At 42.7% G+C, this 23572-nt stretch carries 16 protein-coding genes; 8 read left to right on the plus strand and 8 right to left on the minus strand.

Annotation, left to right across the window (positions count from 1 at the left end; genetic code table 11):
• Positions 1-556: 556 nt before the first annotated feature.
• Together BAE46_RS06565 and BAE46_RS06570 are read left to right on the plus strand one after the other, a co-directional pair.
• Positions 557-2962 (plus strand): TonB-dependent receptor, encoded by a 2406-nt coding sequence (locus tag BAE46_RS06565; protein ID WP_070112051.1) that lies wholly within the window; start codon positions 557-559, stop codon positions 2960-2962.
• Between the two features lie 110 nt (positions 2963-3072).
• Positions 3073-4923 carry a tetratricopeptide repeat-containing sulfotransferase family protein gene (locus tag BAE46_RS06570; RefSeq protein WP_070112054.1) on the plus strand — a complete coding sequence of 617 codons (1851 nt, stop codon included), beginning with the start codon at positions 3073-3075 and terminating at the stop codon, positions 4921-4923.
• 31 nt (positions 4924-4954) lie between these two features.
• Here the strand turns inward: BAE46_RS06570 and BAE46_RS06575 are convergent, their stop codons facing one another.
• From BAE46_RS06575 to hisD, 5 genes are read right to left on the minus strand one after another with little or no spacing between them, the layout of a single operon-like run.
• Positions 4955-6337 (minus strand): alpha/beta hydrolase family protein, encoded by a 1383-nt coding sequence (locus tag BAE46_RS06575; RefSeq protein ID WP_070112056.1) that lies wholly within the window; start codon positions 6335-6337, stop codon positions 4955-4957.
• Between the two features lie 15 nt (positions 6338-6352).
• The gene (locus tag BAE46_RS06580) at positions 6353-7120 is read right to left on the minus strand and encodes an HpcH/HpaI aldolase family protein (protein WP_006005658.1); all 768 of its coding nucleotides are present in this window, start codon (positions 7118-7120) and stop codon (positions 6353-6355) included.
• On the minus strand, positions 7113-7814 hold the full coding sequence (locus BAE46_RS06585; RefSeq protein ID WP_006005656.1) for an alpha/beta fold hydrolase: 702 nt from the start codon (positions 7812-7814) through the stop codon (positions 7113-7115). Before BAE46_RS06585 ends, BAE46_RS06580 begins: the two co-directional genes overlap by 8 nt.
• Positions 7804-8823 carry a LacI family DNA-binding transcriptional regulator gene (locus tag BAE46_RS06590; protein ID WP_040520729.1) on the minus strand — a complete coding sequence of 340 codons (1020 nt, stop codon included), beginning with the start codon at positions 8821-8823 and terminating at the stop codon, positions 7804-7806. The genes BAE46_RS06585 and BAE46_RS06590 overlap by 11 nt, the downstream gene beginning before the upstream one ends.
• A 2-nt stretch (positions 8824-8825) precedes the next feature.
• On the minus strand, positions 8826-10100 hold the full coding sequence (gene hisD, locus BAE46_RS06595) for a histidinol dehydrogenase (protein WP_006005652.1): 1275 nt from the start codon (positions 10098-10100) through the stop codon (positions 8826-8828).
• A gap of 112 nt (positions 10101-10212) precedes the next feature.
• Here hisD and BAE46_RS06600 point away from each other — a divergent pair, with 112 nt between their 5' ends.
• Both BAE46_RS06600 and BAE46_RS06605 read left to right on the plus strand, forming a co-directional pair.
• On the plus strand, positions 10213-10953 hold the full coding sequence (locus BAE46_RS06600) for an SDR family NAD(P)-dependent oxidoreductase (RefSeq protein WP_006005650.1): 741 nt from the start codon (positions 10213-10215) through the stop codon (positions 10951-10953).
• Between the two features lie 21 nt (positions 10954-10974).
• On the plus strand, positions 10975-11994 hold the full coding sequence (locus tag BAE46_RS06605; RefSeq protein WP_040520727.1) for a cupin domain-containing protein: 1020 nt from the start codon (positions 10975-10977) through the stop codon (positions 11992-11994).
• A gap of 141 nt (positions 11995-12135) precedes the next feature.
• Here BAE46_RS06605 and BAE46_RS06610 read toward each other — a convergent pair whose 3' ends face one another.
• Positions 12136-12831, minus strand: coding sequence for a glycerophosphodiester phosphodiesterase (locus BAE46_RS06610; RefSeq protein ID WP_070112058.1), 696 nt, complete (start codon positions 12829-12831; stop codon positions 12136-12138).
• A 529-nt stretch (positions 12832-13360) separates the two neighbouring features.
• Here BAE46_RS06610 and betB point away from each other — a divergent pair.
• Positions 13361-14824 carry a betaine-aldehyde dehydrogenase gene (gene betB, locus BAE46_RS06615; protein WP_070112240.1) on the plus strand — a complete coding sequence of 488 codons (1464 nt, stop codon included), beginning with the start codon at positions 13361-13363 and terminating at the stop codon, positions 14822-14824.
• The gene (gene betA / locus BAE46_RS06620) at positions 14824-16518 is read left to right on the plus strand and encodes a choline dehydrogenase (protein WP_006005642.1); all 1695 of its coding nucleotides are present in this window, start codon (positions 14824-14826) and stop codon (positions 16516-16518) included. Before betB ends, betA begins: the two co-directional genes overlap by 1 nt.
• 46 nt (positions 16519-16564) lie before the next feature.
• Here betA and BAE46_RS06625 read toward each other — a convergent pair whose 3' ends face one another.
• On the minus strand, positions 16565-17824 hold the full coding sequence (locus BAE46_RS06625) for an MFS transporter (protein ID WP_040520763.1): 1260 nt from the start codon (positions 17822-17824) through the stop codon (positions 16565-16567).
• 486 nt (positions 17825-18310) lie between these two features.
• Here BAE46_RS06625 and BAE46_RS06630 point away from each other — a divergent pair, with 486 nt between their 5' ends.
• Positions 18311-20710, plus strand: coding sequence for a TonB-dependent receptor (locus BAE46_RS06630; RefSeq protein ID WP_070112060.1), 2400 nt, complete (start codon positions 18311-18313; stop codon positions 20708-20710).
• Between the two features lie 126 nt (positions 20711-20836).
• Positions 20837-22813 carry a tetratricopeptide repeat-containing sulfotransferase family protein gene (locus BAE46_RS06635; protein WP_083256818.1) on the plus strand — a complete coding sequence of 659 codons (1977 nt, stop codon included), beginning with the start codon at positions 20837-20839 and terminating at the stop codon, positions 22811-22813.
• A 151-nt stretch (positions 22814-22964) separates the two neighbouring features.
• Here the strand turns inward: BAE46_RS06635 and BAE46_RS06640 are convergent, their stop codons facing one another.
• Complete coding sequence (locus tag BAE46_RS06640) at positions 22965-23429, minus strand: DUF3299 domain-containing protein (protein WP_244884990.1); 465 nt, start codon at positions 23427-23429, stop codon at positions 22965-22967.
• Positions 23430-23572 lie beyond the last annotated feature (143 nt).

The raw sequence follows: 23572 nt of genomic DNA on the forward strand, positions 1-23572 counted from the left end.
GTGAAACTTTCAGACGCTCGCTGACGCTAGCAACAAGTATTAGTGCTACAACGCTTTGTCGGACTGTGTATTTATTAGGCAGTGATTGTAGACTTCGAAGTCAAAATATGTCAAGCGCAGATTCAAGAATTGTTAACGCTAGTTAATTAATCCCGTCAGCTGGCAGATGCATAAAGATTAAGTTGGTCAAGCGCAGTACCTTGAAATGGAAGCTTGAGTTTCAATGTCATCTTTTATGTCATGTTCAATCCAAGCAGGGTGATAAAGACATGTGCAAGGTACTATTGGTAATTGTGCTACCATTTTTAAAAAAGCAGGCAGATGAAAAGGTTGACTTCGAAGTCTTTAAATATTCTTTATTATTTGTAATACCTTAATATAAAACTGATAAAATACCCCAATTAACACATTTTATTCAATTTTTTAACATATTTCCTATTGATTTAATGTTGAATTCGAAGTACTTTAAAATCCACAGTCATTATCGATTAAGGTTGATACAGTATTTGGCTGCGCGGGAATACAGTCAAATAAGAATTGCTTTAGGACGGAACTTATGAAAATAAAACTTAGCACATTAACTAAAACAACAGTTGCTCTAGCAGTCGCAAATGCTTTGATTTTTTCAAATGCATACGCACAAATGAATACAGAAAAAGAAAGTGAAATTGAAGTGATACAGGTAAGTGCAACCAAACGACTTACTAACATACAACAAGTGCCGCTAGCGGTTACTGCTATTAGCGGTAGCGAATTGGTAGACATGCAAATTAACGATGTCATGTCATTAGAAAAGGCCATTCCTGGCGTGACCGTAACCAGTTTTGGGAACAACCCGCAAATAATCTTACGCGGTGCAGGCAGCGCAGGTACCACCGATATCGCCGTTCCTATTTATCATAACAATATGTACTTACCTACCACCGGGCAGGCTTTAGCAGGTTATTTGGATATTGAACGAATAGAGGCATTACGCGGACCGCAAGGCACTTTATTTGGTCGCAACACCTTTGGTGGCTTAATTAATGTTATTACTAAAAAGCCTGACACTGAAGAGTTCGCATTCGGTGGCGCGGTAACGCTGGGTGATTTTGGCCTGATTAAAACCGAAGGTTTTGTAAATGTTCCGGTAAGTGACAACGTTGCTTTTCGAATAACCGCAGCCGATGAAAAACGCGATGGTTTCGTTGAAAACATTAATAATCCAAATGGCGACATAAAAGATTCTGATTACACCTATGTCCGTGGACAATTGTTGTTCACCCCAAGCGATACCTTCTCTATCAATTTGACCGCGTCGCATTGGAAAGATACGGGTAACGGCAGCTTAAATTATGGTTACAAACCGGGCGGTATTCCCATTGATAGAGACGATACTACCCGCATTAATGCAGCTGACGGATTTCTAGACCCGCGCTTTGGTGTTTATGAAGGCTGTGCCGATGGCTCACCTGACAGACCTGGGGGAAGAACTGTCTCTGGCGGTAACGTGTGTAACGGCGACCCATTCGCGACCATTGTACCCGGCGCAAGAACCATCGATTATGATTATACCCCTAATCGAGAGCTTGAAGAGACAGCGTTTTATGTCAATATTGACTGGGAAGTGGCCGATCACAGTGTAATGGTTAATGCTGCGGTATTTGACTATCAGTCACTTAACCTGATGGATGCAGATCTGTCTGGTTTAGCTTCTTGGGTAGATGGAAACTACAGCACAAGTAAATCAGAGCAACTTGATGTGACGGTTTCATCGTTATTTGATGGTCCACTACAGTATACTGTTGGTGTATATTATTTTGATAGCCAAGACCCAGAGAACACCTCAGCTTATCTTTTTGGTAGCTTAGTAGAATCTTACTCGGGTTATGCAGGTGCAACGCCAGAAACGCCATCTTGGGCATATTGGAATAGCGAAGGTCGTGGTGGTACTAAATCAACCGCTCTATATGGACAGGCCACCTATGCATTAAGTGAAAAATTGAATCTTACGGCGGGCATTCGTTATACTGAAGATGACCGAGAATCTCAAAGCGCCGATCCACTAAGTTTTGGTGACACTGCGGCTCGTTTAGGACCAGCATTACCAACTCGTACCTACGGAAGCCGTGAAGTAAAGCGAGGAAAAGACGACAATACTGACTATCGTTTAGGCGCAGATTATCACATCAACGATGATCTCATGGTATATGCAACGTATGCGACTGCTTATATTGCTGGATCTACAGATGTTGCTACTCAAAAGCTGCTCGCACCACAAACTAACAAAGCATTTGAAATAGGCGTGAAATCAACCTTACTAGACGGCTCATTGCGCTTAAATGCGGCGGCTTATAGCGGTAAGTTTGAAGGATTAACAACCACTGCTTTTATTGAACAAGGCACTACGGGTGTTGCGGTAGCAACACAAGTCCCTGGTGGCTCAATCCTATCACGCGGGTTTGAAATCGAAGGTTTTTGGGATGTAACAGATGTCCTAGTTGTTGATTTTGGTGTGTCGATTGATCTATCAGAGTATGACAAGTTTATTGTGGATGCCGGCAATCTTGTTTGGAACGGTGTGGCCCCAATTGGCTCAGAAACAATTAGTAACGCTATTGTGTATGTTGTTGATGGCGAAGATACGCCTTACACACCAGATATGACCATTGGTGTGGGTGTGTCTTACTTTTTCGATTTGGGTGACATGGGTACTATAAAACCGCATGTTTTCGCTTACTATAACTCAGGTTATATCAGTAACCGCGCGCCGGTATTTTTTGCTGACCAAGACGCCTATACTAAGATAGACCTTTCAGTTAAATGGGATTCTGTTGACGGTGATTATTCTGTGCAAGCTTACGTTAATAATGCTTCTGACGAGCTTATTAAAACCTACACTGAGATCTTTAGCCGCGCGAGGGTTGCATACGACTACAATTCTCCGCGTAACGTTGGTGTAAGATTTGCGTATAACTTCTAAGCTTTAAAGTTGTGCGAAGCTAGTATATATTGGCCTACGTTGTGTAGGCTTTTTTTTGACTGAATTTCCAATATAGCAAAAATAAATAAGTAAAAAGCCAAAGGAACGCTGTGAACCAACAAATCGCTAATCAATTACAACAAGGGTTTCAGTTACTACAAAATGAGCGCTTGCTTGATGCTCAGCAAGTCTTTGAAGATATTTTAAAAGTTGATCCCTTAAATGAGCATGGCTTAAATCTGCTAGGTGTTGTGTTTATTCAATTGCAACAAGCAGACCAAGCCATTCTTATGCTAGAAAAAGCCCTTACCGTTAACAATCAAGACACACAAACATATAACAACTTAGGGCTTGCATATAAAGAGTTGTATCAATTCAAAAAAGCGCAAGAAGCATTTAATTCGTCTTTAACCCTAAATCCTGAACAAGCCCAAACGCTTAATAATTTGGGCAATGTATTAGCAGCACAAGACCAGCATAAGCTGGCAGCCCTATCATTTGATGAAGCCCTTAAGTTAGATGCTAATTATCCAGAATGTTTATCGAATTTTGCACAATCATTAAAAGAACTTGGCAATTTAGATATTGCCTTAAAAGCAATTGATCAGGCCAACCATTTAGTGCCCAATAATAGTTATTTTTTAAATGTGAGAGGTGAAATCCAACTCGCGAAAGTCGACTATGAGAATGCCCGACAAACGTTTGAAAAATCGATTACAATCGATAACTACATGCCCGCGTGTATCAATTTATCTACGGCACTAAAACAACTTGGCCACTATGTAAAAGCAAAAGAATGCCTGCAGGCTGCAATCAAGCAAGAGCCAAACAACAGTGAAGCGCATAATCATCTTGGCGTATTGCAAGAACAGCTAGGTGACTTTGATGCCGCCGCTACAAGTTTTAGAATGGCGCTTAAACATACGCCTAATCATGCTAGTTCATTTTACCAGTTGGCTAAACTTAAGCATCAAATGTTAACGCTTACAGAAGTCGACAAAATCGCTGAGCTGCTGGCTGATAACGCAACCCCAAGCATTTTTAGAGCGTCTTTACTGTTCGCATTAGGGGTATATTACGACAAGGAAAAGCAGTACACCTTAGCGATAAAAAACTATGCCAATGCGCAGCGTATAAAAGCAGAAAAATGTCCATATAATGCTAATTTAACAGAACAATATCGGGTATTGATGGAAACTGTAATGCCGGCACTCTCTGGTGACGTATGTATGGCGCAAGTGCATCCCATTTTCATTATTGGTATGCCGCGTTCAGGCACCAGTCTCGCTGAACAAATTCTAGCATCTCATTCGCAAGTTTTTGGCGCAGGTGAACTCTCTTATATAAATGATTTGCTTAAAAAAGCAGAGCAAATTACCAATTCACCTTATCCTCATTGCTTAACTAAACTTAGCCAAGTGCAACTTACCGAACTTGGTGGCCAGTACAAGCGAAGAATGCTTGAAACCTTTGGCGAACATGCCTACTTTACCGACAAAAATCCGCTCAATTATAATTTTGTAGGATTTATCAAAGCTATTTTGCCCGATGCTAAGTTTGTATATTGCCAGCGTGATGCTGCAGATAATTGCCTATCTATTTTTAAATTACCCTTTGATGATAGTCAAGGTTACGCGCATGATTTAAATGCCCTTGGGCATTACTACCGTGAGCATGAGCGCCTCATGGCATTGTGGACAGGATTATATAACGAAGATATCATCATACTCATATATGAAGCGGTGGTTGACAACCAACCAAAGGAAACAGCTCGATTACTCGACTGTTTAGGTCTTGATTATGAACAAGCAACAGAACGTTTTTATCAAACACATCGCATAGTAATGACTCCAAGCGCTGAACAAGTAAGGCAGCCTATTTATAAAACAAGTATTAATAGCTGGCAAAAATATGGTGACGCGGTGCAGCCATTATTGCAAGCTCTTAAACAATATCGCTAAGGCTAATCTTCTCATGTAAACGTTTCTATGGTTACTGAGAAAACCACTCGATATCACGCGCTATTAGTTGATCAATACCCGCTTGTGTATAGCCTTCAGAAAACCACTTATGCTCGCTGATGGTCAATGAGTGAGTGTTACCTCTGTATTCAAAGCCAGCTATTTTCGAATTCATTGTTGTTAATGAAACGACTAACTGCTGATTCCAAAAAGGTGGAGAATAGTAGTCACGGTCTGAATAATGCAGGGCTAAGGGTTCACTTAAAAACTGCGGATAGTAAATAGCATCCATTTTAGCGTAAGCTTCTTTAATAAAAGTGGAGTGCTCAACCAGCACTTTCCCGGCAGTGTCGGTGGCGAGTGTGTAATAACCCACAGCTAGCTCGTTGGCTTTAAGTACTCCATACATTTGATCATACGTATTAATATAGGCTTGTTTTACTGAGCTTACCGACCAAGTTTGTTTTTGCCATGACCATGCACTTGAATCAACTGTGCCAATCCAATCTGGCGGATAAGGAAATTGAAAGTTAGCATTGATTTCACCTTTTCTGCCTATCGCACTTTTTGTCCAAGTGCCATCTCCCGACATAAATGCCTCAGGACTTGTCGCCATGCTGCCATAAAGGCCACCTTGAACTAGACGCGGTAAAAAACAGCCAGAGAATATTGACGCTGAAGCGATGTTATTTCTAACCTTCGACTGCTCACCGGCAATTGCGAGCATGACTAGTGCAGAGTCGCCCCCTTGAGAATGCCCTGCTAAGACGATCTTATTTAAGTCGACTTTCAGCGGATCACGGTCAAATTCAACTGAGGCCAAACTATCTATACTATCAAGCGCATTGAGCATGTCGATTGCATAAAATAAAGGGCTGATGTAACTGGCGTTATCCCAACGTTGCATGAATTCTATCCCTTGGGCCGCAATACCATTTACTGTGCCATGGCCACGCCAGCCTGGCGTAACGACTACGTAACCCTGCCTGGCTAGATTATCGATGTACTTGGCTTGACTGCCTTTTTGCTCAAGGAAGAAATTAAATGACGGTGCATTATCAATTCCGACCCAACCATGACTATAAATCAAAACAGGATAGCCGCTTGTAGGCGCAGGTTTTTGCGGAATATCGATACGTGCATAGTTGGTTAATCCGTCGCTTTGATAGCTGGACATGAAAGACGAATAGCCGCTACTATTGTTGTTTACGGCTATAAGTTTTACAAACTTACTGCCATATTGTCTTTTGCGCAAATGCGGTATGGATAAAACAGACAATTCTGGAATGTCTGGCGTTGTCCAATTCATGAGTGGTTTATTTTGATGGTTTAAATGGTCACTTGAACAAGCAATTGATGAGCTTGATAGTAAAACAACTAGCATCGTTTTCATAAACCACACAATCTTACTCATAGCTTGCTTGCCTCATTATTGCGATTGCTTAGCTTGCTCGAATTTGGTTTGCAATTGTTTAGCGCCCGCCAGCATAAAACTGTGATCTGAGCCTAATAAAAAAAGTGAGACCCGCTGTTTAAGCCAATGATCCAACTCGTCTAAATTAGCAATAAACATACCGGTAGCAAGCTCATATTTATTAGCAACTTCAACAATCTTAGCGACTGTTTTTAGGACATTAGGCGCGTTCGGATCGGTTTCTCCTAGCGCAACTGTTAAATCCATTCTGCCAATAAATAAACAGTCAACGCCCTTTACTTGGCAAATAGCCTCTAGTTGGTCAAGCGCATCTATATCTTCTATTTGCGCGATTACCGCAGTATTTTTGGCGTTATGCGCAAGGTTCTGTTGCATGTTATTAGTCGTGTAACCGGCCATCCTTGTAGACCCTGCATAACCTCTGCCGTTATGACCGTAGTAACATTGTTTAACAATATGTTCTAACTGCTGAGCGCTTTTTACATGCGGTATAACAATGCCATCGGCACCTAAGTCTAAGGTGTTTAAAATAGTTTCGTGATGATCATTTGGGATGCGCACTAATACATGCTGCCCATTGGCCTTTGCTGCCAAAATGCAGGTGTCTAAATCGCGCCTGTCAAAAGGGGCATGTTCTGCATCAAGGCACAATGTTGCAAAGCCCAGCTTTGATAGTACTTCGGTATTATGAAAGTGGGGCGTTTTTATAAATGTCCCCAATAATGGCTGTTTGGTAGCTAACGCTTGTTTAAACTCATGCATAGTATTTGTTTACCCACTGGTTAATTAAATGTGCAATGCATGTAGGTGCTTGTAAAAGCGCAAAATGGCCGCAATCTGGCAATATATGCAATTCAGATTGTCTGGCTATTCTGGCCATTACTTGTTGATGCTCGGGCGGACAAGATTGGTCGTTTTGCGCACCTACTATTAATAATGGTTTACTGAAATTTGTTAATATACTCAATGAATCAGGACGTTCAGCCAATACTTTCAACTGTGATTTAAGAGTGTCAGCGCCTAGCTGTGCAGCCATTTTTACAACTACTTCGCTTTCAGGACCGTTCGAATTGGAAAAGTAAAGGGGTAAATATTCTTGCTTGATAAGTGTTTCGATACCTTGGGTTTTAGCGATTTCTAAATGAGCATCGCGACCTGCTTTGCGCCCCGGCAAATCTGCGTGGCAATTGCTATTAAGAAGTACTATTCCAGCAAGTTGTTTAACATTCATGCGAATCAATTCCAACGCCACCATGCCTCCCATGGAAAATCCAATTGCAATAAATGAACGTTCTCCCACAGCGTGCATAACTTCAGCGGCCATGTCGTTTAAGTTATCGTGGTCATTAAACTCGATGGTTTTAGTTTCATAGGGTAATTTTTTTAGCAGTTGCGTAAAGACCTCACTGGTGCATAAAGTGCCAGGTATAAATACCATCAAAGGCTTACTTTTCATTCCTTGCCGGCCCTACCGTATTTCCCTCAATTAAAGCGCCAGACCATACACGAAGTTGCGGAGGGTTTTCAGGAGATGCTATTTGTTCAAGTAAAATATCAACCGCAGATTTAGTCATTTGCTCTACAGGCTGCTTAATCGTTGTGAGCTGGTAACTGTGCCAAAATACAGCATTTACGCCATCAAAACCGACTACCGATAAATCTTCTGGGACTCTTAAACCAAAGTTTTTCCTGGCTTCATCTATTACGCCTATTGCCATAGTGTCATTGCCGCAAATCACGGCGGTAGGTGGTGGATGTGATGCCATATACTCTGAAAATGCGTGACGTCCTGATTTATAGGTAAAATCGCCATATTGCACAGGTACATTTTTGTATCCTTTATTGGCAAGTGCTCTTATTGCCAGTTCACAGCGCTCTAGAGCAACATCAGATTCAGTAGGTCCAGAAATAACCAAGTAATTTTTGTGATCAAAGTTATCTAAAATATCAACTAATTCAAAAATACCTTGTTCATGGTTGCAACAAACAGAACTTGCCGAATGGCCAGCCACACGGCGGTTATAGAGTACAACTGGGATTTGATGTTTTTTAAATTTATTAATACTTTCATTGTCAAAATGGGCTGCGATTGCTATTACGCCATCCAATTGAAAAGTCCATATGTGCTCTAAAATATCATCTAAGCCTGCAGCGTCATCTAAGTTGAACAGTAGCACCCTTTCGTCTTTTTCAGATAAACGTTTGTTCAACAACGACAACACTTCCGGATAAATAAGGTTAACGCGGGAAGATAAAATTACCGCAACCATACCTGAACGCTTGGTAATAAGCATTCGGGCTATCGCATTAGGCTGATAACCGAGATCATTTGCCGTTGCTAAGACCTTTTCTCTGGTTTTTTTAGAAACACTTCGGCCCTTCTGAAATACTCTAGAAACGGCCGATTGAGAAACGCCAGCTATTTTAGCGACATCGTAGGATGTGACACGTTTAGTTTTTGTCAATATTATTTCTCGTATCGTCTGAGCCTTATGTCAGCTTGTTCCTTATGTCCAGCGAACCCTTCTAGCGCGCATAATCTTGAACAATAATTACCAACCACTACCGAGGCTTCTTCTGTAATATATTGGAAAGTGCATGTTTTGATGAACTTTCCAACCCATAGACCACCAGTATAGCGTGCTGCCTTTTTAGTTGGTAGTGTATGATTTGTTCCTATGCACTTATCGCCATAGGATACATTGGTTTCGGGTCCTAGAAACAAAGCACCAAAGTTTTGCATATTATCTTTGAAATAACCTACATTTTTGGTCATTACCTGAACATGTTCAGATGCAAGGTTGTTTGCAACGCTCAGCATTTCTTCGTAAGTATCGCACACAATTACCTCACCAAAGTCTCGCCAAGCTTGCCCGGCAACCTCACCAGTAGATAGTATTTTTAATTGCCGTTCAACTTCTTTCATCGTTTCTTTCGCGAGGGTTTCACTATTCGTTAGCAGTACTACCGGCGAAGTTGGACCATGCTCTGCTTGGCCTAATAAGTCTGCAGCACACAGCTCTCCATCTACACTGTCGTCAGCTATGATGAGTGTTTCAGTGGGCCCGGCAAATAAATCAATGCCAACACGCCCGAATAATTGACGCTTAGCTTCAGCGACAAAAGCATTACCTGGACCAACAATCATGTCGACAGGTGCAATTGTTTGGGTACCAATAGCCATTGCTGCAACTGCTTGTACTCCGCCAAAACAATAAATTTCATCAGCTCCAGCCATGTCCATAGCAACAACTATCGCTGCTGACGGTTTACCGTCAAAAGGAGGGGCACAGGCAATGACGCGTTTTACGCCCGCTACTTTTGCTGTTACTACACTCATATGCGCAGATGCAACCAGGGGATATTTGCCGCCGGGCACATAGCAACCAACCGACTCCATTGGAATATGTCTGTGTCCTAGGGTCACTCCTGGCAGCGTTTCTACTTCAACGTCTTTCATCGAGTCACGTTGGATTTGTGCAAAGTTTCTCACCTGCGTTTGAGCCCAGCGAATATCAGAAATAACTTGTTCATCAAGTTGAGCATAACAATCTGCTATTTCTTCTTTAGAAAGCCTAAATGACTTCGGAGTCCATTTATCGAACTTTTCTGAATACTCTCTTACCGCTTCGTCGCCATTATTTTCAATATTGCTAATAATATCTTCAACAATAGTCTGCACTTTTTTGTTCGACGCTACTTTCTCTTCTTGAGTAGGTCCTTTCTTTAAATACTTAATCATTTACGAGCTCCAAGGTATAATTTATAATGGATAAATCAAACAAATTCATTGCTATTAACATTATCTTACTTAATAATGACTTCGAATGCAAAATATACTTTAAGGTGAATTGATGTCTGGATTTAGCGCTGACTTATTAGTGGGGAAATCGATTTTAGTTACCGGCGCAGGAAAGGGCATAGGTCGAGCTTGCGCTATTTTGGCCGCTCAATGTGGGGCACGTGTAATTGCGGTTGCTAGAACGCGTGCAGACCTTGTTAGTCTGCGGCAATTAGCTGGTCAAAATATTGAAGTATGGGAAGAAGATGTTACTAACGAGTCATTTGTGCAACGCGTACGAGCATTGAAAGAATTACACGGTTTAATCAATAATGTAGGTACTAACCGCGTAGCGCCTATGCTTGAGCAAGCAGACCAAGACCTCGATGACGTGGTTGATATAAATATCAAGAGTATGTATCGAACAGCAAAAGCGGCCGCTGCTAAAATGACTGAGTCGGGTGGCGCCATTGTTAATATGTCGTCGCAAATGGGCTTTGTTGGCTCACCTAATCGCACACTATATTGTATGTCGAAGCATGCCGTTGAAGGGCTAAGCAAAGCGATGGCGGTTGAGTTGGCAGAAAAACACATTCGTGTGAATACCGTGGCACCCACATTTGTCCTCACTGAGCTGACTGAGCCCATGTTTAAAAATCCAGATTTTAAGAAATTTGTGTACGATATGATCCCGATGAAATCACTGGCCACCACAGATGATGTTGCGAATGCTTGTGTTTTTTTACTAAGCGACCTATCTGCAATGATTACTGGAACATGTATCAAAGTAGACGGTGGCTGGACCGCACGTTAGCCAATACTAAAAGGAAAAATAATGTCGTTACAAGAAAGAATGGTTCGTTATGATGACCTAAAGGCATGCATGACTGCCTTTATAGATACTCGTAGCCCAGGCTCAGATAAAAAAGAAAATTTTACGATAATCGGTCCTGGCGTGGCTGAAAACGCTGAACAACACGTTCATATTGGTATTCCCCATGGGTTTAACATTGGTGGGGCACGCCAACCTGCTGGATGCTTAAACTCGCAACATAGCCATCTAACCGAAGAAGTATTTCTTGTGCATACGGGCAGTTGGGACTTTATGTCTGGCGTAGAGGGAAAAGATGGACGCATTACATTGTTTGCTGGCGACGTCATTTCTATTCCAACAGGTATATTTAGAGGTTTTGAATGCCGTGAAGGTTTACTAAAAGGTGAGCATAAAGGCTTGGGATATCTGCATGCCGTATTAGGTAGCGATGACCCTGGGCGAGTGTTATGGGCTCCTGCAGTATTCGATTTAGCCAAAGTATATGGACTCGTATTGTTAGAAAATGGTTCTTTGATTGATACAAACAAAGGCGAAACAGTCCCCGATAATATTTCTCCCATGCCAGTCACATCGCAACAGCAGATTGCCGAACATCGCATAGTGAATAGTAAAGATTTGGTTGATATTGTTCTGCATAAAGAAGATTTCTTCTGGCAGGATGACACCTTATTGTCGCAATTTGACGGTGTTCAAGAAGCATCACTTGTTGGTCCTGCATCATCTAAAGAAGGGGTCAAGGCATCTAAACTCAGCTGGACCCATGGTTTTGTGATGCGCGCAGTAAAACTTAAATCTGACGCCATTATTGAAGCGCATACACGAGCAGAAGAAGAGGTTATTTTTGTACATAATGGCTGCTTGACTATAAAGATTGATGGTGAGGTTATTGTGCTAAACGAAGGCGATAACTTCAGTACACCAATGGGCTGTACTCGTTATTTTGAAAATAAAGGTAAAGACGATTGTATTGTTTACATAACGAGGCGAGGGGATGTGCCACAGGCTCCTACTTTTGTTTGAATATAGGATTGAAGTAACGCCGGCAGTTCTTAAGCTCTGCGAACATTTTTATGTTTTATAGAGCTTACTACTTCATGGGCGGTATGATGTAATCCGCCCATAGCGATTGCAGAAATTGCTAATGTGCACTTTGATATGGCTCTATGCGAGCTTTGACAGCAGCGCCGGATCGTTACTAAAGACTGCATCTACCCCCATTTCTTTAAGTTTAATGAAAGCTGTCTCAACATTAACGGTGTAACTCCACACTTTAATATTGTGTAAATGTGCGTGCTCTACAAACTCAAGGTTAATCAAGTTAGCATCTATTGCTGCTATATCTACTTGCATATCAACCGCATACTGAGCCATTGTCGCCGGTAAATGCCCGATTAAAGCGCCAAACTTTATATACTGTTTAAGTTCTGTCCCTTTAATTAATGCCTGTAGTTGCGCTAGCAGTGGGTGATTAAAAGAGGATAAAACAACATCACCCTCATACTGTGTAACATAATGCGCTATTTGTTTGAGCAAGATATTTGGATCGCATATGTGCTTAAGCTCTAGGTTTAGCATGCATGTGCCTTTTACTAATTCAAAAAGCTCGGTAAGGATGGGTATTTTATGTTTGTTCTCTAGGCGTATCTGTGAAATGTCTCGAAGTGACAAGTCGGCAATATCTGCAGGTGTTTGCGCGAGTCTATCTAGCTGAAAATCGTGGAAAATAACAAATTGATCTTCTATTTGATGCAAATCCACTTCTATACCATACACCTCTATTTCTAAGGCTTTCTCAAATGCTAACATGGTATTTTCATGGTAGTGAGCACTGATACCTCTATGAGCGATGATGTCCATGTTTTCTCCAGTAGTCTATGTTTAAAATATTGATTTGATATTTTGGATGATAATGGCCTTAAGGCACAATGAACTTGACGCTAAGACCTGTAATTAAATTAAAAGCAAGCTGGCACGAAAGCTGCGCCAAATCATTTTATAGCGATAACCATGAATAGACAAAAACTATCTGCTAGTAGTCATGCTAGACATTAATCTTGCGTTTACACAACAGGTATATTCTAGCACTAAAACATGGTTGGGTTTGTGAGGCTAATTCATGCATAATACCCGCTTTTATTCTTTGCCGAAGCGCAATGAAGACTGTCTTTTAATTGCTTTAAACAATTGTTAGTTAGGGCACCCAACTATGTAAATTATCATAGCAATTGCGGCTATAATTGTAAGCTTTTGCTTACAATTTACGAAAAGTTTCTCAAATCAATAAAAGCTCAGCCCAACGAAAGCATTGTATAAAAAACACATAAATCATTTTATAAAACAGTTATAGTGCTGCGTAAATAAGGACTCACATAAATTGGCGGTATCATTGTCTTCTACATTACTAAAAAACTTTATTCATGGCCGCTATGTCGACAACAGCGATAATGCGTGTTTTGATATTATTAATCCGGCCACCGGAAACGTAATCTACGCCGCACAAACGGCCTGTGAAGCACTCCTAGAAGAGGCGCTTAAAAGTGCGCAGGAAGGCTTTAATACGTGGTCTAAAACCCCGCCTATTGAGCGCGCTCGAATTTTGCAACGCGCTAGCGTCATGCTCAGAGAGCGCAACGACGAACTCGCCAAAATTGAAGTGCTAGATACAGGAAAGCCTTGGCAAGAAGCAGTAGAGGTTGACGTGCAAACCGGTGCCGATGCCATTGAATATTTTGCTAATTTATGTCCCTCGATGATGGGCGAACAACAAAGCGTCGGCAATGACTTTTTTTATACCCGACACGAGCCATTAGGCGTGTGCTTGGGCATAGGTGCCTGGAATTATCCTTTGCAAATCGCTTGCTGGAAAGCGGCTGCAGCTTTGGCCGCTGGTAACAGCATGATATTTAAACCGTCTGAAGAAACCCCACGTACTGCCAGCCTATTGGCCGAAATATTCATAAAAGCCGGCGTACCTCCGGGTGTGTTTAATGTGGTCCAAGGAGACGGCGCAGTTGGCAGTTATTTGGTTAAGCATCCAAAAATTGCCAAAGTATCCTTAACTGGCGAAGTCAGCACCGGTAAAAAAGTGATGGCCGCTGCGGCAGGCACGCTGAAAAATGTGACGATGGAGCTGGGTGGTAAATCGCCGTTAATTGTGTTTGAAGATGCCAATATTGACGAGGCTGTCACCGGCGCCATGCTGGCGAATTTTTATACCCAAGGTGAAGTGTGCACTCATGGCACTCGTGTGTTTGTGCACAAAAATTGCTATGAAGCGTTTATGACAAGTCTATTGGCGAGAACTCGCGACAATATTATTGTGGGGGACCCACTCAACCCAGCCACTAATATGGGTGCATTGATTAGTGAAAGTCACATGCAAAAAGTGCTGTCATATATTCAGTTAGGCAAAGATGAGGGCGCAACTCTCGCCTTTGGTGGTGAACGTGTGAAACCAGCGGGCTGTGAAAAGGGTTACTTTGTTGGACCCACCATTTTCACCGATTGCAGCGACGACATGAGCATTACCCGCGAAGAAATTTTTGGACCCGTCATGGCGGTGCTAAGCTTTGACTCTGAAGAAGACGTTATTCGGCGTGCCAACGATACCATTTACGGTCTTGCCGCAGGTATTTTCTGCAATGATATACGCCGCGCCCACCGCGTAATTGCGCAACTGCAAGCGGGTATTTGTTGGATCAATGCCTATGGCAACTCACCGGTGGAAATGCCGGTTGGGGGCTACAAACAGTCTGGCATTGGTCGTGAAAATGGGGTTGAAGCATTCAAATCATATACGCAGACCAAATCAGTTTACGTGGGTATGGAAAAGCTTGAGGGGCCATTTTAATGGCAACAACTGACACTTTTGACTATATCATTGTGGGTGCCGGGTCGGCTGGATGTGTGCTGGCGAATCGCTTGACCGAAGACCCTAATACCACGGTGTTGTTATTGGAAACTGGCGGCTCAGACCGCAGTATATTTATTCAAATGCCAACCGCGCTGTCTATTCCTATGAACAGCAAAAAATATGCGTGGCAATTTCACAGTCAACCAGAGCCTTTTTTAAATAACCGGGAAATGCACTGCCCGCGGGGAAAAGTCTTAGGCGGTTCTTCATCTATTAACGGTATGGTGTACGTGCGCGGGCATGCTCGCGACTTTGATGAATGGCAGGCCCATGGCGCAGATAACTGGGATTATCAGCATTGTTTACCGTACTTTAAAAAAGCCGAGGACTGGGCCTTTGACAGTGATGATTACCGCGGTAAAGGCGGATTGCTAGCAGTTAATAATGGTAACAACATGCAAAACCCTTTATACCAAGCTTTTGTTGATGCTGGAGTGGATGCTGGTTACCTTGCAACCGATGATTACAATGGTCATCAGCAAGAAGGCTTCGGTGCCATGCATATGACGGTGAAAAACGGGGTGCGCTGGTCAACGGCTAACGCCTATTTACGCCCAGCGATGCAGCGCGCTAATCTAACGGTTAGCACCGGGGTTCAAGTTAGTAAAGTCATGTTAAAAGACAAGCGAGCAGTAGGTGTTGAGTTCTTTAAAGGCAACAAAATAAGCCAAGCTTTAGCAAACAAAGAGGTTATATTGAGTGCGGGCCCAATTGGCTCTCCGCATATTTTACAATTATCGGGCATTGGTAATACTGATACACTCGTGGCTGCAGGCATTAGCCCGGAGCACGAACTGCCCGGCGTGGGAGAAAACCTTCAGGATCACCTAGAATTTTACTTCCAATACAAGTGCAAGCAGCCCATAACGCTAAACGGCAAGTTAGGGCCCTTCAGTAAACTCGCCATTGGAGTACGCTGGATATTATTTAAAACGGGCTTAGGCGCCACTAATCACTTTGAATCTTGTGGTTTTATTCGTTCGAAAAAAGGGCTTGAATGGCCAGACTTGCAATATCATTTTTTGCCTGCCGCCATGCGTTACGATGGAAAATCAGCTTTTGAGGGGCATGGTTTCCAGCTTCATATTGGCCACAATAAGCCCAAAAGCAGAGGTTCGATAAAAGTCCAAAATGCAGATCCGCATTGTCCTCCTCACATTCAATTTAATTATTTGCAACACCCCGACGACGTCGAAGCATTTCGCGCTTGCGTTAAGTTGTCGCGCGAAATAATCGCCCAACCCAGTATGGACCAGTATCGTGGAGACGAAATTCAACCCGGCGATAAAGTAATAAGCGATGCACAAATAGATGCCTTTGTGCGTGCAACCGTAGAAAGTGCTTATCACCCTTGCGGCACCTGCCGAATGGGCGCGGCCAACGACAACTTAGCGGTAGTGGATCCACAAATGCGTGTTAGGGGTTTACAAGGGCTTCGTGTTGTCGATTCGTCGGTATTTCCAACGGTACCTAACGGTAATCTCAATGCACCTACCATAATGGTTGCCGAACGTGCCGCTGATATTATTAAGCGACAAGTATTGCCTGCCAGTAATGCTACTGTTTATAGAGACCAGGAGTGGCAATCACGCCAGCGCAGCAGCCAAATGAAGCGGGGCCCGTCAGTATAACGGGCTCACTTATATGTGTTACCGATTAAGACTTTACCGAAACTGTTTACTTCGCTAAATTCACCAAGTAGCGCAATCGCCAGGCGGCAAAAGCACCGATAAAGCCCATCACGGCAATGCTGCCAAAATAAATACTATAACCGGCTTTACCGGGGTAAGCTTCAAATAAGTAGCCGCTGGCTAGTGGTAGGTAAATATCAGGCGAATATCCAACCAATGAAATAACGCCAATGGCCAAGCCCTTGATATTATTAGACACTTTACAACTTTCTAATGTTGACCAAAAGATCCCTCGAACCGCATATGTCAAAAAGCCGATAATTAATACAGTGCCTAATAACGCAACTGTGCCAACCCCAGCGGGCATAAACACTAAACCCCCAAGTGCTAATGAGGCTAAAATTAACAGACCCGCTAATACATGTTCTCGGTCAAAAAAATCACCAGCAAAGCCAGCAGCAGCAGCGCCAATAGGACGCATCCAAAGTTTAGCGACGGTAATAGAAGCAACAGTAACGGCGGTTAAACCATAAAAATTCTGCATATAAGCAGAAAAAGAATAAGTAGCCCAAAACAATTGATAACCCGTTAAAATACACAGTCCGCACAACCAAATTTTTTCTTGTTTAGCGATACTTTTTAAGTCGCTAATCCAATTGCGGGGTGCCTCGTCATTACTGGCCTCGTTGTTGAGTTCATGGTCATCTAACATAAAGTAGGAGATTGGCGCAAATAACAACATGGTTCCCACATACAGCCAAATGACTTTACGTAATGCTTCGGTGGTGTCTTGTCCAACATCGCTGGTATAATAAACGAAAATACCAACGGCAATTGAGGCTAAGGCAGCCTCAATTAAACCTCTGCCGCCATCCAAAATCCCAAAAAAACGCCCTTGCTCCTCTGGTTTAGCAAGTAAGGTGGTGGCTTTGATCAATGCCGACCAAAATGTTAAACCGGCGGCAATGCCCCAACCAGCAAAGATAAGCATTAAGGCATTGGCGCTGGGCATTGAGGCAAACCAAACACCCAAACCTCCTGCCAAAAATAAAGAAAAAGACATTAAAATACGAGGCGATACCCTATCTGCTAGCCAACCACTGGGTATATAGCTAATTAGGTAGATAAATCCCAGCATTGCGTAGTTTTGGCCAAGTTGTTTGGAGGTAATATCAAAAGCTTCTAAAATACTGACTTCAAAGTTTTGGCGTAAATAAATTAAAGGATAGATAATTCCTGCAACAATAACTAAAACAGCCAGTTTCAAATATCTTTTTTTGAGATCGTCTGATACGACTTTTGGCATTACATTTTCTGTTTGCGGCATATTTTTTTATAATTTTGATTTACTTATATACGCTATACTCTAACAGAAATACGATTGCTACATAGCAAATACCTTTCGACTCTGATATTGGCGACCTCAAAGGGATAGCCGAACATTCCACACTATTAGGCTTTATATATTGTAGTGAGACATAGCAAAGACTGATCACCAACGTGTTGGTCCCAAATAGCGTGTCAAACTGCCGTTTTATCTATATATTCGGTAATGTTTCAAATACTGTAGTATCCTATATACGGAAGATTTCCGTAAAATTAAAGAATGGACCTACACAAAAGGTAATTATGAGGCCACTGTTGTATCAGAATCATTCTTTATAACGATTTGTCGTTAAGGGGCTAGAGATATTGCTGTTGATAAAGGCCTTTCACGGAAACTCGGAACATTTATATGCCTAGCATTAGTGTAAATTGATTAATTCGAAGAAAATAATAAATGAGGGTACACATGTATCAAACAAACCGACCTGTTAAAACTGTATTAACCGTGGCAATCGCGCTTGCCTTAAGCAATGGCGTGGTACAAGCTCAGGAAACGAGCCAAAACGAAGAAAAAGCAGCTGAGAGCCAACGCCAACTAGAAACAATAATAGTAACGTCAACTCGCCGTTCAGAAAGCCAGCAATCTGTGCCGCTCGCTGTACAAGCAATTAGTGGTTCAAAACTTCAGCAACTCGGCATTGACAGCTTTGAAGATTACGTAGCAATGCTACCAGGTGTTAGCTCTGACGGGCAAGGCCCAGGTAAACAGGAAACATATATCCGTGGAGTATCCGCAGGTCGCGCTGATGTGAGACTCGCAGGCATTGGAGGGGAACCAAGTGTTGCCTTTTATCTTGACGAAACACCCATTACCACGCCTGGTCGTAATATTGATTTATTTGCAGTTGACCTACAACGAATTGAAGTGTTAAAAGGCCCTCAAGGTACATTATTTGGGGCCAGTTCCCAAGCAGGTACCGTGCGTCTTATCACCAACAAGCCAGATTTGAGCGACTTCAGAGCAGGTGGTGAAATAGGTATATCATCCACGAAGAGCGGTGGTATCAGCAATAAAACAGAGGGATTTGTCAATATTCCCATTGTTGAAGATACATTTGCGGTACGTATTGCCGGTTATAATTCTACTGATGCAGGCTTTATTGATAATCCCCTTGCCACGACTACTTTACCGCTAACAAACCCAGGATTAGGTGGCGATGTTCCCTCATCTCGCCAAGTAGTCAGTAATTCCACGCTTGCAAAAGATGATTATAATGAAGCGACACATCGTGGAATGAGACTAAGTGCATTTTGGGAAATAAATGACGACTGGGATGTATTGGTTCAGCACACAAGTCAACAACTTGATACAGAAGGCTCGTTTGAATATGACCCGTCAATTAGTAGCGACGACGACTTGAACGACACAACCTTTTCGCCAAGTGTAGGTGATGATGAGGTAAACCTCACCCAGTGGACCGTCAATGGCATGCTTAGCGGTCTTGAAGTGATCTATAACGGCTCATTCACAGATCGCACGTTCCAAGGTCAGACTGACTACACCGCTTACATAGAAGTCGGCCCTTTCGTGCCTTACTACATATGCACGTACCCAGGCTATGATGAATGCTTTAGTCCGGTGATGACCACAACTGAAAAGTTTGAGACCCAACGTACGGTTCACGAAATTCGTGTAGCAACCAGTGCTGAAAATCGTTTTAGAGCGATTGGTGGTGTGTTCTTTGATGACCAGAAACTCAACACTTTAACTGACTTCACCTATGCCGGTTCTATTGCAGCGGGTTTTTCACCGAACTTTCCAATACCAGGCGTTTTCACTAATACAGATGGCAGCGCTCGCCCTGCAGGCGTGACCTTCTTCAATGACTTCCAAACAGATCGTGAAGAGTTATCGATATTTGGTGAGTTAGCTTACGATGTTATAGATGATGTTACCCTTACCGTTGGGGCGCGTCGCTACGAAATTGATATAGGCTTGATGGGACAGTCGTCTAACGGTCAAAGAGCGTCTGGGCCCGAAGCAGCCAATGGCACAAATGTAGATGCAAGACTAGCGGGTTTGACTCCGGCAACCTTATCAGGCACCATTTTTAAAGGAAATGTACGTTGGCAAGTGAATGCTGATGCAATGTTCTATGGGACCTATTCTGAAGGCTTCAGAGGCGGCGGTTTCAACCGTGCAGCGGGGACTGGTGGCATTCCTGCTACCTTTGACACCGATGATGTTGTGAGTCTTGAATTTGGCTGGAAAACAAGTTGGTTAGATAATTCTTTGCGTTTTAACGGTGCTATATACAACGTTGACTTTAGTGATCTTCAGCAAGGCGTTCTCGATCTTTCTATCGCCAATACTTCATTCTTTGATAATGTTGGAACCGCCGAAATCAATGGTGCTGAATTTGAAATTGAGTGGGCCGCGAATGATTACCTAGATGTTTTTGGCTCATTTAGTTATATAGACTCTGAATTGACCGATATTCCCGATACGCTTGTGAATATTACACCTGTAGGGTCAAATTTGCCCTATGCACCAGAAAATGAAGGCCTTATTGGGGCACGTTTCTACCAAGAACTAGGCGATTTTTCGGTTGTCTACCAAGGTGTATTTAAGTGGACAGATTCACGCTTTAATAGCCTAGTGTCTGCTGATCGTGTCGAGTTGCCGTCTTATAATCAGCTTAACTTGTCAGCCACGTTTGGGAAAGAAGACTACAAAGCAACCTTCTTTATTGACAATGCCACCGATACCCTAGGGCAAGTTGCCGCGGGTTCGGCCGACAATGTGTTTAGGGTGTCGCCAACACGACCTCGCACTGTTGGTGTCAGATTGAGCTATGCTTATTAGTATTTTCAATGATTTTGAATCATTTTAAAGCATAAGCGGGTCGGCGATTAATAACGCCGACCCTTTTTATTTCTGGGCTTATCTATACAATAGTTACTGTATCCTGATATTTACCGAGACATTATTTTGCCAGACCAATTGAATAACGCCCTACCTGAACAGATTATTAAACAGTGTCAATTATTGATTAATAAAGGTCGCTTGAGCGAAGCGTCTAAAAATATTGATGATATGCTTACCAAAAACCCGGGACATATTGAAGGTATTTATTGTCTTTCCGTTTGCCAGCGTAAACAAGGTAAACATGCCCAAGCCATGGATAATCTTGCGCATATACTGTCAAAGATGCCCGAGCATGCTAGGGCGCATCAAGAGCAAGGTTTTATTCACAAGGCCTTGGGGGAAACCACTAAAGCCATAGTGGCGTTCGAAAAAGCGCTTGTCTTAAACCCGACATTATTCGGAAGTTGGCGCGTACTGGCCGATGAACCAAATTATTCAAAGCGCCAAGAAGCTAAGCAACATGTTGATTGGCTTGCCAGTTTGCCCCCGGCATTAGTGTCCGTATCGAGCCTCATATATCAAAAAAAATTACATCGTGCAGAAAAGCTCTGTCGTCACTTTCTCAAAGACAATCCCCATCAACCAGAAGCGATGCGCCTGCTAGCTGAGTTAGCCTCTAAGTTTCAAATTCTTGACGATGCTGAATTCTTATTAGCAAGCTGTCTGCAATTTGAGCCGACCTATAAAAGAGCCCGTTTGGACTATGTCCATGTTTTGCAAAAGCGGCAAAAATTTCATAAAGCATTAGAGCAAGCAAAAATTCTGCTAGATTCTGACCCTAATAACTCGAATTTAAAAATTAGCCTTGGAAATGCCCAGCAGGCAACGGGAGACTTTTCATCGGCTGTTGGCACCTTCGAAAGTGTACTGCATGACAATCAGGACAACTATTCAGTACTCCTGACGCTGGGCCATGCCTTAAAAACGATGGGACGTGTTGAAGACGCTATTAAAGCGTATCGCAAGAGCTATAGCATCAAACCCGATTTTGGAGATGCGTTTTGGAGTTTGGCAAATCTCAAAACGTATCGATTTTCTGCGGATGAACGCCTGCAAATGCGGGAGTATGAGGCAAGTTCAACAACCGCAATAAACGACAAAATCCACTTCTGCTTTGCCCTTGGCAAAGACCTCGAGGACAGCGAACACTTTGACGAAGCCTTCTCTTTTTACCATCGCGGCAACAAGCTGAAAAACGAGCAGGACCGATACGATAGTAAACCGATAGATATATCGCTTGATACCCAGAAAAATGATTTTGATGCGGCGTTTTTTGAACGTCATAAACAATCGGGTTGCTCCGCTCCCGACCCTATATTTATTGTAGGACTACCACGGGCGGGCTCTACACTTCTAGAGCAAATTTTGTCTTCACACTCACAGGTTGACGGAACCATGGAATTGGCCAATATCATCGGCTTGGCGCATCGCTTAAATGGTCGACAAGTAGCCCAAGATACTCCTCGTTATCCTGGCATTTTAAATAATATATCGGCCGACAATTTAACTAAAATGGGCGAGCTTTATATTGAAGAGACCCAGCATCATCGCCAAGGAGCCATATTTTTCATCGACAAGATGCCTAACAATTTCCGACATATTGCCCTTATACAGCTAATTCTGCCCAACGCCAAAATTATCGATGCAAGACGCAACGCTTTATCGTGTTGTTTTAGCGGTTTTAAACAGCTATTCGGCGAGGGTCAGCAGTTCTCTTATGATCTTGGTGATATTGGACATTATTATCGCAAATATGTTGAGATTATGGATCATTGGGACAAGGCATTACCGGGCAAAATTTTACGCGTGCAGTATGAAGATGTAGTAGCTGACTTGGAGACGCAAGTTAGGCGTATATTGGACTATTGCGGCCTTCCTTTTGAGCAGGCTTGTATTGATTTTCACAGCAACAAACGGGCGGTTCGCACACCAAGCTCAGAACAGGTTCGCCAACCCATTTATCAAAGTGGCCTTGAACAATGGCGCAATTATGAGTCACATCTAGAGCCGCTGAAAAAAGCACTGAGCGAGTCTGGGTAAGCCCGCTAGGACTCTATCATCAAGCATATCGACTAAGTTGGGGGGCAGCTTACAAGCCTTTGGCAAACTATGTCGCCGTGCTAGTGTTGTTAAAATTTCCGCGCATTTCCTCTTCCAAGCTCCAAAGCACTGTTAAGCAAATTTGTTCGGTTTAATATACATGTTGACGAAAATCATCAGGTTGACCTGAAAACAGTTCGATGCTTATTAAATCAAGCTGATAGGCTGATGTACCTACTATATCTTCGTACAAGCCATGTTTTAGGACCCCCGTAACTGTATAAGCAATGTTAATATCGGGTATTTTCATGTGGCTGTCTACTCGCACGTAAATCAACTGATTAGGCGGCGGTGGCGGATAGTGAATGCATGCACCAAAATAAGGTACTAAAAAGAAACTCGTTAGCTGTTGTTCACTGCCAAGTTCAAGCGGCACGATAAAGCCTGATATGGCACTTGGCTGCCCTAGCAATTCTTCTACCACATTTGTTGAAAACATGGCGTCGCGATATGCCTCATCGGTGCTAGCACCTATTGATAGTAAAATCTGTTCGGCTATGTTCATTGCACTTCGTTGTTGGTATTTTCTTATGATTTCTCGTTCTGTCAGTGGCATTAGTTGCTCCCAAGAAATGAGGCTTGCGTTTTTTTGCTTGTGTTTAACCAGTAACGATTCATCAGAAGTAAGGTACACGTAGTTAAGAGAAGGAAATATAGCAGATAGTTTATCGAAAAGGGGTACTCTGAAATGCCAAGTTA

The sequence above is a fragment of the Glaciecola punicea genome (assembly GCF_001756615.1).
Lineage (GTDB): Bacteria > Pseudomonadota > Gammaproteobacteria > Enterobacterales > Alteromonadaceae > Glaciecola > Glaciecola punicea.

Bases quoted from the DNA above. Each gene is read 5' to 3' on its own strand.
- BAE46_RS06580 (WP_006005658.1), bottom strand. From the start codon at position 7,120: ATGCATGAGTTTAAACAAGCGTTAGCTACCAAACAGCCATTATTGGGG.
- BAE46_RS06610 (WP_070112058.1), bottom strand. From the start codon at position 12,831: ATGGACATCATCGCTCATAGAGGTATCAGTGCTCACTACCATGAAAAT.
- BAE46_RS06600 (WP_006005650.1), top strand. From the start codon at position 10,213: ATGTCTGGATTTAGCGCTGACTTATTAGTGGGGAAATCGATTTTAGTT.
- hisD (WP_006005652.1), bottom strand. From the start codon at position 10,100: ATGATTAAGTATTTAAAGAAAGGACCTACTCAAGAAGAGAAAGTAGCG.
- BAE46_RS06565 (WP_070112051.1), top strand. From the start codon at position 557: ATGAAAATAAAACTTAGCACATTAACTAAAACAACAGTTGCTCTAGCA.
- BAE46_RS06630 (WP_070112060.1), top strand. From the start codon at position 18,311: ATGTATCAAACAAACCGACCTGTTAAAACTGTATTAACCGTGGCAATC.
- BAE46_RS06625 (WP_040520763.1), bottom strand. From the start codon at position 17,824: ATGCCAAAAGTCGTATCAGACGATCTCAAAAAAAGATATTTGAAACTG.
- BAE46_RS06605 (WP_040520727.1), top strand. From the start codon at position 10,975: ATGTCGTTACAAGAAAGAATGGTTCGTTATGATGACCTAAAGGCATGC.
- betA (WP_006005642.1), top strand. From the start codon at position 14,824: ATGGCAACAACTGACACTTTTGACTATATCATTGTGGGTGCCGGGTCG.
- BAE46_RS06640 (WP_244884990.1), bottom strand. From the start codon at position 23,429: ATGCCACTGACAGAACGAGAAATCATAAGAAAATACCAACAACGAAGT.
- BAE46_RS06585 (WP_006005656.1), bottom strand. From the start codon at position 7,814: ATGAAAAGTAAGCCTTTGATGGTATTTATACCTGGCACTTTATGCACC.
- BAE46_RS06575 (WP_070112056.1), bottom strand. From the start codon at position 6,337: ATGAGTAAGATTGTGTGGTTTATGAAAACGATGCTAGTTGTTTTACTA.